This is a genomic window from Streptomyces chiangmaiensis, assembly GCF_036281785.1.
GTDB lineage: Bacteria > Actinomycetota > Actinomycetes > Streptomycetales > Streptomycetaceae > Streptomyces > Streptomyces chiangmaiensis.
The window spans coordinates 34897-46489 of the sequence record NZ_JAYWVC010000045.1 but is presented as its reverse complement, the minus strand read 5'-3'; the positions used below and the strand labels follow the sequence as shown (position 1 = coordinate 46489).

General features: G+C 69.6%; 7 protein-coding genes and 2 pseudogenes. 4 read left to right on the top strand and 5 right to left on the bottom strand.

Going from position 1 to position 11593, the window contains the following annotated elements; translation table 11 throughout:
* The 5 genes and pseudogenes from VXC91_RS16215 to VXC91_RS16195 all read right to left on the bottom strand — a co-directional run.
* A partial coding sequence (locus tag VXC91_RS16215; protein WP_329507974.1) for an RNA repair domain-containing protein occupies positions 1 to 824 on the bottom strand: 824 nt, incomplete at its 3' end.
* A 19-nt stretch (positions 825 to 843) separates the two neighbouring features.
* Positions 844 to 1218 carry a hypothetical protein gene (locus VXC91_RS16210; RefSeq protein ID WP_329507973.1) on the bottom strand — a complete coding sequence of 125 codons (375 nt, stop codon included), beginning with the start codon at positions 1216 to 1218 and terminating at the stop codon, positions 844 to 846.
* Between the two features lie 44 nt (positions 1219 to 1262).
* Positions 1263 to 3686 carry an endonuclease/exonuclease/phosphatase family protein gene (locus VXC91_RS16205; protein WP_329507972.1) on the bottom strand — a complete coding sequence of 808 codons (2424 nt, stop codon included), beginning with the start codon at positions 3684 to 3686 and terminating at the stop codon, positions 1263 to 1265.
* A gap of 676 nt (positions 3687 to 4362) precedes the next feature.
* Positions 4363 to 4673: pseudogene (locus VXC91_RS16200) on the bottom strand (GTP-binding protein); the annotation flags it as partial.
* Between the two features lie 62 nt (positions 4674 to 4735).
* Positions 4736 to 7006, bottom strand: a pseudogene (locus tag VXC91_RS16195) (nitrate- and nitrite sensing domain-containing protein); the annotation flags it as partial.
* Between the two features lie 486 nt (positions 7007 to 7492).
* Between VXC91_RS16195 and VXC91_RS16190 the strand changes: the two are divergent.
* From VXC91_RS16190 to VXC91_RS16175, 4 genes are all read left to right on the top strand, one after another.
* The gene (locus VXC91_RS16190; protein ID WP_329507971.1) at positions 7493 to 7852 is read left to right on the top strand and encodes a hypothetical protein; all 360 of its coding nucleotides are present in this window, start codon (positions 7493 to 7495) and stop codon (positions 7850 to 7852) included.
* A gap of 2 nt (positions 7853 to 7854) precedes the next feature.
* Positions 7855 to 8217: a choice-of-anchor P family protein gene (locus VXC91_RS16185; RefSeq protein WP_329507970.1), complete on the top strand. Its 363-nt coding sequence runs from the start codon at positions 7855 to 7857 to the stop codon at positions 8215 to 8217.
* A 939-nt stretch (positions 8218 to 9156) separates the two neighbouring features.
* Positions 9157 to 11016 carry a phage tail sheath subtilisin-like domain-containing protein gene (locus tag VXC91_RS16180; RefSeq protein ID WP_329507969.1) on the top strand — a complete coding sequence of 620 codons (1860 nt, stop codon included), beginning with the start codon at positions 9157 to 9159 and terminating at the stop codon, positions 11014 to 11016.
* 33 nt (positions 11017 to 11049) lie between these two features.
* The gene (locus VXC91_RS16175) at positions 11050 to 11574 is read left to right on the top strand and encodes a phage tail protein (protein WP_004003113.1); all 525 of its coding nucleotides are present in this window, start codon (positions 11050 to 11052) and stop codon (positions 11572 to 11574) included.
* Positions 11575 to 11593: the final 19 nt, after the last annotated feature.

Sequence of the window (11593 nt, the reverse complement as noted above, 5' to 3'; positions counted from 1 at the left end):
CGCAGGGCGACCGTGGCCCGTGGCCGCATCGGCCCGTCGCCCGTGCGTGAGAGCAGGACGAGTTCCCAGACCGTCGCCGTCATGGCCTCGAGCCGGGTGGCACAGTCGGCGGTGACTCGCCGCGGATCCCGGGTCCGGCCCAGGGACAGATGCGGGGTGAAGTCCTTGGCAGGCCCACGACAGCGCGGGAACCGCTGCCGCAGAACGCGGTGCAGGTCCGCCCACGGCGCCCTGCCGGCCGCCGTCGGGTCGAGCCACACGGTGAAGTACGCCCTGTGCCGGAAGGTGCACACTCCGTCCAGCCGGGCGGTGAAGACCGGCGTCTCGGCCATCGCCGCGGCAAGCAGCGGGGCAGCCCGCTCGAAGTCTGACTCCGGCACGAAGCCGAAGAGCACATTGACGTGCGGCGGCCAGCGCTGGAGCTGCGGATCGTAGTCCCGGCGGATGTCCTGGATCGGTGGCCACAGCTCGGCAGGCGGGATCCAGGCCACCGCCGTGCGGGCCGTCGGGGACACGTCGAGGACGCCGGCAGGCCCGCCCCTGCCGGAGCTCGACTCGAAGCTCAGGTCCGCCTGCGGGTCCCGCACCCGGCCGGCGCCCGACGCGTCGATGCGGTCCACACCCGTGGCCCGGTCCCAGACCACCTCGCCGTCCGCCTCGATGAACACCACCCGGTGCCACGGGATGTCGCCCCCGGGCACGAAGGAAGACAGCGGGATGCGTTTGACGGCATTCCTGCGCTGGCTGATCCCCAGCACAAACCGGGCCGGGTCGAAACGCGGGTCCCAGCGGACCCGGTGATAGATCTCGTCACTGGTCCGCATCACGCCTCCTCTCCCGTCTTCACGCCTTCTCTTCCTCCAGGGTGCCGCCCCCCTGTCCTCGACGGTTGTTCCATCCGCACCGCGACGCACCAGGTGCGGTACGTGATGGTGCCGGCGTAGGCTCCTCGACGTCCGCCCCACCGGCAGGGGGGATGCGCTCACTGACGACATGGCCGTGAGTACGCAAGGGGGCGTGCCCGCTCGCACCGCTCGTGGTGCTGATCTTCAGACAGGGGACGGGGCGGGAGCCGAGCAACGAGCCGCGTCCTGTCGTGAAGGACGGCAGATCCGCGCCGTCGGCGACCGTGCCGTTGGCCGACACCGGGGCGTAGCCGGGAGTGTCCACGAATGTGAGTCCTGGTGCCCTGTGTGGCGTGCACGCGACCGCGTGCACGCCACACAGGGCATGGAGACGGCGAGTGACCCGGAGAGCACCGCCTACTTGAAGCGGACCACCTGCGGGTCGTGATCGCTCGTCTGGTCGGAGAACTCGGCGTTGATGTGGACGACCTGGTAGTGGAACTTCTTGATGGCCGGTGAGACCAGGATGTGGTCCAGCGTCTGGGAGTTGCCGTCGTACACGTAGCTGTACCGCTCGTTCACCGGCAGGGTGTTGATGACGTCCGTGAGGACACCGCCCGAGGTCAGGGCGGCCAGCGGCTTGGAGAACTGGTAGTCGTTCAAGTCGCCGAGGACGACGACCCTGGCCTTGCGGTCCTTGGCCAGCAGGTCCGAGACGAAGGCGTTGACCTCCTTCGCCTGGGCCATGCGCTGGGTCTCGGAACCGAGCGTGGGCGGCTGGAAGGCGCCGTGCACCGGCTGGTCGCCGCCCTTGGAGTTGAAGTGGTTACCGACGACGAAGACCTGCTCGCCGCGGAACCGGAACTCACCGACCAACGGCTTGCGGCTGCTTGTCCAGGCGTTCGACGTGGGGTTGATCCGGCCCGGGGAGACCGACAGACGCACGTCGTCCTTGCCCGTGGTGACGGCGGTGACGGCGGTCGTGGAGTCGCCGCCGGGCCGGTCCACGAAAGTGACGCGCTCGGGGTTGAAGAGGAAGACGTTGCGGATGTTGCCACCGGGCTCACCGCCGTCCGAGTCGTTGACCGGGTCGATGGCGCGCCAGTCGTAGGACGGGCCGCCGGCCGCCTTGATGGCGTCGATGAACTGGGCGATGGTCTTGTCGGCCGCGACCGTTCCGTCGTCCTTCGGACCGTCGTTGTCCTGGATCTCCTCCAGGCTCACGATGTCCGGGGCCGCCAGGTTCGTGACGATCCCCTTGGCCAGCCGGTCGAACTTGCTCTGCGGGTCGGTCGGGTCGAGGTTCTCGACGTTGTACGTGGCCACGGAGAGCTCGTCGGACTTGCCCTTCTTCGCCACGTCCGGCGTGAGTCCACCGCGCTCGACCGCTCCGAGAGTGGTCGCCTGAATGTTGTAGCCGCCGAAGTCGGAGTAGTCCACGGGGCCCGCGGTGGTGCCGGACAGGGTGTCGCCCACGTCGGCCTTGAGCTGATCACCGGTCAGCGAGGTGACCAGGAGACGCCCGGAGTTGGGGTTGTCGTAGCCGGTGACGATGGTCCCGCCCCGGGGGGTGGGGTTCTCGTCGGGCTTGGTGGTGATCCACGTCTCGTCGTAGGCGTTGGTCGCGCCCACCACGCGGGAGTCGCCGATCTGCACACGCATGCCTTCGTGGGCTTCCAGCCAGTCCAGCGCGTAGGCGCCGGGCTGCAGTTCCAGGGCCTCGATGCTCGCTCCCTGTGCCTGCGGCGCATAGGCGTCGGCGAGCGTGGCCGAGTCGATGACCTGGGCCTCCGGCAGCGTGTTGCCCGAGGAGAGGGCGACGGCCGTCGGTCCGGTCAGTTCGGTGACGGACTGAGTGCCGCTGCTCTTGCCACCGGGGTAGTACTCGCTCACCTTGCCCGAGACGAGTACCGAGTCGCCGACCTTGACCAGGGGCGTGGCGGAGCCCGTGTAGACGAAGATGCCCTCGCTGGTGGCCGGGTTTCCGTCGGGCTCGGGGTCCTGGATCCAGTAGCCCTTCGAGCCGGTGCTTCGCACACCGGTCACCACGCCGGGCACGTCGGTGACGGTCTTGCCGTTCTGCGGGGAGATCCGGCTGGTGCCTTGGATGTCGTGGATGCGGAGACTGCCCGGGGTGGGGGTGGGCGACGGCGTGGGGGTGGGCGAGGGGTCGCCGGTGCCGCCACCTGTGCTGTTACGGGGGCTCGGAGCAGCACCGGTCAGGTCCGCCGAGTTGTCGTCGGTGTCGGTGAACGTGGCGTCGCGTGAGACGGAGGTGGTGTTGCCGGCGCCGGTGGCGGGGGAGCCCTCCCGGACCACGGCGGTGCCGAAACCGACCAGGTCCTTGATGGTGCCGTCCGCCGCGCAGTCAGCAGCGGTCAGGCAGGTGAGGGCGGTGGTCGAGTGGACCAGTGCCACGGTGCCGCTGGTCGCCGACATGGGGATGGTCCCCGTGGCGTCGGGCGAAGGCATGGGCGTGTCACCGCCGGAGCCCTTGGCCTCCTGGACCAGGTAGGTGCCGCCCGCGGGGAGGGCGCCGGCGAGCGGGGTGACCTGCCACTTGCTGCTGGCGGAGGGCGAGCCGGGCAGGTACTGCACGGACCATCCGCTGAGGTCGAAGGGTGCGGTGGCGGCGTTGCCCAACTCGATGAAGTCATTGGTGTAGGAGGCGCCCGAGTTGCCACCGCCGCCGTACACCTCGGAGATGGCGGCGTCCGACGACGGCGCCGCCTGCGCGGTGAAGGGAAGCGCGATGAGCGATCCGGTGAGACCGACCGGAAGCGCCACGAGGAGGGCCTTGGCACCTCGGCCGCGCAGGGCCGGGGGTATGCGTGAGGACACGTGGGTGTCACCTTCTGACGGGAGCGGATGTCGATGGCGCGGCTCAGATGTGGGGGGTGTGTGATTCTTTCAAGTCCGCGTGAAGATACGCGCGTAGATCCGCGTCGTACAAGGCACCGGGCCCTCGAAATGGCAAACGTTTCCCGACCGTTCGCCGACGGTGCGGACCCTTGATGCTCCGGTGAAGCCTTGTCTCCCGGCCGGGATTCTTTTCTTTGGCCAAGTCGGGGACGGCTGAAGGCGGGCGGGAGCGTCGAGTCGGAGTTGTCGCTCGCGCGGGTGGCGGGCCGATTCGGGCCGGCGGACCGGCGGTGGCGCATGGGGATGTGACGGGCCCTCACCAAGCTTCCACGCCTCGTCGGCAGGCGGGGGACCGGGCGCTGCTGAGCCGACGAGGGGGAGCCGACCAGACGCGTCGACCAACTGGCGTAGTAGACATGACCTGTTGGGGCGTCACATCTTTCAGCCCGAGGGTGACGCGCCGACCCCCCGGGTTCGACATTCGACAACGTCGGCCGGCCGGCCCCCACTACCGACGGCAGGAGGAGGACCATCATCTACCTGGACCATCGCGGCGCAGTTCCGAACACTGAGGACGGATCCCCAGCCCGCGCCCGCGAGACAGGAGAAATCATCCGCGCCCGCGAGAGCGGACATACCGTCCCCCGGGCCCATGTCACACCGATTCTGCGGTGGTGGGATCGACCGATGCTCCGCCCGCCAGCTCGAGCAGCGTGATCAGGACCTCCTTCCCGGAATCCCGATCCCGCGCGTCGCACAGCACCACCGGCGTCCCTTCATCCAGGTCGAGGGCCGTCGCCACTTCCCGCGCGCTGTAATCGCGTACGCCGTCGAAGCAGTTGACGGCCACGATGAACGGCAGCCTGCGCCCCGCTCGAAGTAGTCGACGGCGGGGAAGGAGTCCCGCAGCCTCCGGGTGTCCGCGAGTACAACCGCGCCCAGGGCGCCACTGGCGAGCTCTTCCCACCGACGAACAGGAATCCGTCCTCCAGCTCGACCAGTGTCTGGACGACCCTGCCTGCCTCGAAGTGGCGTCCGGCACCTTTGGCGAGGCTGTGGAAGCCGGAGGCGATCGCCGCGAACCGTTCTCCGTCGTCCCTGGACAGCGCCTTCGACGTGCCGACCGGCAGTCCTTCGCCTCTTGTCTCGTGGTCGCTCTCCCTCTGAGGGCGCGGCCCCGTCCTGACGGCCTGGCCGCGGGTCCAGCCCGCCCGGAAGGACGCCATGGTGGCGCGGGCCTCCTCGGGTGTTCTCCCGGACCGTTTCCGCGCCTGCTCGTGCGGTTCGGTCTCGTCGGGCGACTCGGGTGCCGGACCGGCGTGGCGTACGCGGCGGGGCAGTTCGGGCCGACCCGCAGGCGACGGGGGGTCTCCGGCGGCGGTCGGCGACGGCCGTTCGGCGGGAGCAGACTTCGACGTGGGGAGCACGGGCTCCGCACCTTGTGCGGTCGTAGGACGTGCCGACTCCTCCGGCGTGTGCACCGGGACCGGATCAGGGGCAGCCGGAGCCCCATCCACCTGGCCGGCATCCGCGGCCGCACCCGGCGCCGAGACGGTGGCACTCGGCCTGACCGGGGCCCGGCGGGGCAGACCGGCGGTCGTACCGTCCTCGGCCGCTTCCCTCACCGCCGCACCGTCACCAGCCTCGTCGATCGGCTCGCCCGCCACTTGGCCGGGCAGGAGGACCACGGCGACGACGCCCCCGTACACCGACGAGCGCAGGGCCACACGCACGTCCAGGCGGTGCGCAAGCCGGTTCACGACGAACAGGCCGAGCTGGCCGCTGTCGAGCAGGTCGATCCGTTCGGTGTCGGCGATGCGCCGGTTGGCCTCGGCGAGCGCGGACTGCTCCATACCGAGTCCGCGGTCCTCGATCTCCAGGGCGAGGCCCGCGCCGACGCGCTCGGCGGACACGCGCACCGTGGTGTGCGGAGGTGAGAACGCCGTGGCGTTCTCGACGAGTTCGGCAAGCAGGTGCGTGAAGTCCGCGACGGCCGCGCCGGGCAGCCGGACTTCTGGGATCTCTGTGATCAGCACCCGGTCGTAGTCCTCGACCTCGGCCACGGCCGCCCGGACCACGTCCATGAGCCAAACGGGATGCCGCCAGCCACGCCCCGGCACGGCACCGGAGAGGATGATGAGGCTCTTCGCGTGGCGGCGCATCCGGGTGGTGAGATGGTCGAGCCGGAACAGATCCTCCAGTTCGACCGGGTCCTCGTTGCGGCGTTCCATCGTGTCGAGCAGGGCGAGCTGACGGTGCACCAGGGCCTGGCTGCGGCGCGCGAGATTCACGTAGACGCCGGAAATGCCGTGCAGGACCTCGGCCCGATCGGCCGCTGCCTTGACCGCGGCCCGGTGGACGGCGACCAATGCGGCGCCGACCTGGCCTATCTCGTCGTCGCGATGGGCATGCACGGGTGCTACGGCATCGAGGTCGACGGGCTTGCCGGCGTGAAGCCGCGCGATGGCACGAAGCAGTTCGCGCCCGGCCAGCCTGAGCGCCGAGTTGCGCAGGCCGACGAGTTCGACGATCAGGCCACGGCCGATCCTGACCGAGATCACCAGCGAGAGCACCACGCCCACAAGGCCGAGGAACACGGCGGCGCCCGAGCCGCCGAGGGCGTCGAACGAGAGGGGGTCCGCGCTGTCGGCGGCGCCCGTGCTCGCCTGCTGCTGCGCCTGTGCGAGCTGCTGGAGGACGTCTCCGGCAGGCGTGCTCCAGCCGGCGGACGCGGCGACGTGTCCGGCTCGCCCGGCATCGCCTGCCTTGCGCACGGCGTCTTCGACGGCCTGCAGGTCCCACATCGCGGTCCCGGTGAGGACCCTCCGGTACGTTGCCGCGTCGGCGGCCTGTAGATCGTCCGCGGAGGCGGAGAGGAGGTACCGCTGGGTGTGGACCGCGCCGGTGAACTCCAGATATTGGTCTTCAGTCATACGGCCCGACACCTGCGCGGAGCCCATCAGCGCGTCCTCGCGGGCGATCATCTCCCGGGCATGCGCCAGTTCGAGGACGACGCGCGCCGCCGAGGCCGTGTCGGGGCCGTGCATGACGGCCAGGGATCCTTCCAGGGCGAAGGCCCGGGCGATCGTGCTGTTGTAGGCGTCGTAGGCGTCCTGCCACCCGGCATCGCGTCCGCGCAGCCGCTCGTGCAGCGCACCGAGGTCGTCGAGGCCGGTCATCAGCTGGTCGACGCGGCCCTCGAGGGTCGCGCCCACGGCCTCGCTGTCCAGGCTGCTCTCCCGGATTCCCCTGTGGAGCGCGGCGACGGCCGCATCGGTGGCCTTCCCCCTGTCCGCCATGGTCTCGGCCCGTTCACGGCTGCTCGGAGAGTCGACGCAGTGCGGCGGAGCGTTCATATCTTGATCCCGTAGTCGACGGGCACTCACCCCGAGCTGCCCTACTGGCGAGTTCTGTGATCACAATGTGCGTCACCCGGACACTTCGCCTGCCCCGGCGATGAGACTCTCGACCATGCGTTGGTGACGTAGATCACGCCCCGACGTGCCGGCGCGTGGTGGAAGGCGGGTTCGGACTTGACGGACTGCGGGCTCTTCGTCAGCCTGGCGGCGGCAGGTGATGGACGGTGACACGCGGCTCTCGCAGACCTCACCGACTTGGGCACCGCCGTAGGGTTCCAAGGGCCCTGCCTATGCGCCGACCTGGGCGTTCGCCGATTTTCCTGATCTTCCTCAGGTGGCGTTGCGGTACTCATGGATCAGCCCGCCGAGGATGTCGGCCACGCTCATGTACCGGCTGACCCTGTGCTTGACAGGACTCGCCGTGGGATGGCCGTCAACAACCGTGCCATGCGGTTCGCCTTGGGCACGGGGGTCACTCAGCAGACGTGCACCGGCACCACCACCGCTTCCGGTAAGGCGAGTTGCACTATCTACTCGGCCGGCCAGCCGCAGGGGGCGTCGAACACGGTGCCGGTCACCGTCGTCTTCGGCGACGACGACCACAACCCGTCCAGCACATCCACCGAACTGGGTCTGACCTCTGCGACGAGACTCGACTCCACCGTCGTGCGGCGCCTCGCCAACGGCACTCTGGCTCAACATGCGGGCGGACTCGTCGACTTCGGTGGAGACGCGGTGCCCGGGCACAGTGCGCGTGTCACCCTCGGTACCGGCGAGGACCAATAGACGTGCGCGTTACGACGAGCCCTACCGGTTCCGCAACCTGCACCGTCACCTTGGTCGACCAGCCGGTGACCGACTCCGCCACCGTCCCGCTGCGCGCGTCCTTCGCCGGTGACGCCGGTCACCTGGCCTCCGACACCTCCGCGCAGCCCCTGAAGGTCGCGGGAATTCCGGTTACCGTGTCGGGTGATCCGAATACGGAGATCCCGCTCGTCGGAGGTGGCCGGCTCATCGTGAACCGACAACTGTCCTCGACCGGTGCCGATGCCGGTATCGAGGTCAACGGCGTCCGCCTCGTCCCTCCCGCCGACGGCGGTGAGGCCGTCCTGGCCCCGACGGACAGCGCGATGCGCAACTGCGGTGAATGACGACCCCGCCGGCGGGGCCGGGCCGCAGGAATACACGGACGTATTCCTGCGGTCCGCCCTCCGGGCTGTCCAGGATCTTTGCGAACGACGTGGCGGCGAACTGCAGTCACTCACCTGCGAAGTCGTACCCGACGCTACGGGCGACGTGGTCGTCGCCGCCACGACAGTGGTGCTCTTCCGAGGCCGTCGCTGCGTCTTCCGCCGAGGGGTCTGGCCGCCGAACCACCCTGCCGGCACCCGAGCCGCCCTGTACGCGTCCGTCCTGGAGGAGTGCCTGATGACGCGGGTACGCCCCTGGCCCGGCAAAGACGCGTCGCCAGTCGATCTCTGAGGGCACGTACTCCCGATCGCGGTCGGGTGCGCAGAGCAAGGGGCGCCGCCTGACCTTGGGTGCAGCGGGTGAGCATGGTCATCCGCTACGGGAGCGCCAGGATCACCCAACCGTCCGGTCAGGCACCCCGCGAATTCGGCCACAGTGGTTTGGGTACGAGTGGCGGAAGGGGCGAGGGCGGGTGAACGGTGACCGCTTCGAAGTCTCCAGGTTTTGGGGTGTGCCGGGGCTGAGGCGTCGTACTGAGCCGGCACCGCCCGTGCAGAAGCTGTGGATCGCCTGTCGGGGGCGCGCGGGCGTGATGTGCGAGTACCGGAAACAGGCCTTCACGAAACCTCCTCACGGGGTGGCCGGAAGGTGCCTTGTTTCGACAACCACACCCGAACCAAGGTGGGTTGAGCACTTGGGCATCAGGAGTCACAAGCACGTTGCTTGACCCGGGCGGTCGATCGTCCGGGCGCTGACGGGGGAACTGATGCGGTGCGCTCGGCCGCCGTCGTCCAGTCGTGCGGGGCTGTGTGCCGCGCCGATCCGGAACATGTCCCTCCGCTGTCTTCTCTTGGTGCCTTCGTCCGGTGCCCGAGACAGGTATAGGAGGGGGAAAGCCGATGAGCGCGGTGAGCGCCGCCAAGCCGATGTATCCCGGCGTCTACGTCGAAGAGCTTCCCAGCAGCACTCGCACCATCTCGACCCTGACCACTTCAGTGACCGCCTTCGTGGGACACACCCGGCGCGGTCCGCTGAACGAGCCGGTACGCGTCACCAGCTTCGCGGAGTTCGAGCGTCGTTTCGGCGGACTGAGCGCGCGCAGCGCTGTCGGCTACGCGGTGCACCAGTTCTTCGGCAACGGCGGCACCGTCGCCGTGATCGTCCGCGTGACCAAGGCCGGCAGCGGCAAGGCCGCGCACGTCACCCTCAAGTCCACCGAGGGACACAGCGGGAGCAAGGTCCTCGAGGTGCACGCCAAGGAGCCCGGCGTCTGGGGCAACGGGCTGCGCATCGCCGTCGACCACGACACGAGCTGCCCCGACGAGACCTTCAACCTGCGCGTCCACGACGCCCGCGGCGAGGCTCGCGAGAGCTTCACCGGCCTGTCCGCGGACCCCGACAGCGGCAGCTACGCGCCGACCGTGATCAACGCCGGTTCCCGGCTGATCCGCGTCGAGGTCGTCGGCGAGGGCCGCCCCGACCCGTCCGGCACCGTCTCCAAGCCGTTCGGGCACGAACTGCCCGACCTGGCCGTCGGCCTCACCGTCAAGATCGGCGACGTGGAGCGGGAGTTCACGCTCTACGACGCCGACTCCGACGGCGAAGCCCCTTCCTCCGTGACCGAGTTGGCGCTGTTGCTCGAGCGCAAGCTGCGCGCCCTGCCCGACGCCCCCGGCAAGCACGCCTTCGCCGGTACCGAGGTCACCGCCTTCGGCCGGCGCCTCCAGGTGATCGCGGGCTCCACGGACCCCGAGGACGTCGTCCGCTTCGTCGGCGAATGCGCCAACGACCTCGGCCTGGAGGCCTCCGTCAACCCGCCCGTCTTCCCCCTCGAGGGCGGAGAGGACGGCGAGGCCCCGGGACCAAGCGACCTGATCGGCTCCGAGGCGGGCAAGTCCGGCATCCAGGCTCTGCGCGGCGTGGCCGACGTCAACCTGCTCGTCCTGCCCGAGCTGGCGGCGTACGAGAAGACCGAGGACGCCGTCACCGTCGTCTCGGCGGCCCAGCGTCTGTGCGAGGAGCGGCGGATGTTCCTGCTCGTCGACGCCCCCGCCACCTGGGTGAGCGTCGACTCGGCGCGTGCGGGCCTCGCCGCCTTCGACGCCGTCCGCGGCAACCACGCGGCCCTCTACTTCCCGCACCTCCAGCTGACCGACCCGCTCACCGGACGGCTCCGGTCCTTCCCGCCGTCCGGCGCAGTCGCGGGCGTCGTCGCGCGCACCGACTCCGAGCGCGGCGTGTGGAAGGCCCCGGCCGGCACCGAGGCGCGGCTCGCGGGCGTGCACTCGCTGACCGTCAACCTCACCGACCGCGAGACCGGACTGCTCAACCCACTGGGCGTCAACTGTCTGCGCAGCTTCCCGCTGACCGGTGCGACGGTGTGGGGCGCCCGCACCCTGGAGGGCACCGACGCGCTCGACAGCGAGTGGAAGTACGTGCCCGTACGGCGGCTCGCGCTGCACGTCGAGGAGAGCCTCCAACGCGGCCTGCAGTGGGTGGTGTTCGAGCCCAACGACGAGAACCTGTGGCAGCAGATCCGCCTCAGCGCATCCTCGTTCCTGCACAACCTCTTCCGACAGGGCGCCTTCAAGGGCGGCACCCCGCGCGAGGCCTATTTCGTCAAGTGCGACAGCGACACCACCACCGACGAGGACATCGCGAACGGCGTCGTGAACGTCCTGGTCGGCATTGCGCCAGTGCGCCCGGCGGAGTTCGTGATCGTCAAAATCCAGCAGACGTCCGGCCAGTTCGAGCTGTAGGCCCCGGGAATCGTGGAGAGCTGAAGGAATCCGATGGCAGAGTTCACCGTCAACGCCCATCGTTTCGACCCCTACAAGAACTTCAAGTTCCTGGTCCTGTGGGACGGTCGCACGGTCGCCGGCATCAGCAAGATCAGCCCGCTCAAGCGCACCACCGAGGTCGTCAAGCACCGCCACGGCGGCGACCCGTCCTCCCCGCGCAAATCGCCCGGCCGCTCCGAGTTCGAGGGCATCACCCTGGAGCGCGGGGTCACCCACGACCCCGAGTTCGACCGCTGGGCCAACAAGGTCTGGCAGGTCGGCGCCGGGCTCGGCTCCGAGGTGTCCCTCGCCGACTTCCGCAAGGACATCGTCATCCAGGTCCTCAACGAGGCCGGCCAGGTCGCCGTCTCGCACAAGCTGTACCGGACCTGGCCCAGCGAGTACCAGGTGCTCGGCGAACTGGACGCCAACGCCAATGCGGTGGCCATCCAGTCGCTGAAGCTCGAGTGCGAGGGCTGGGAGCGGGACTACGAGGTGCCCGAGCCGGAGGAGCCCTCGTTCCTCAACCCGGCGTGACGTAGGGCTGGTCGAGGGA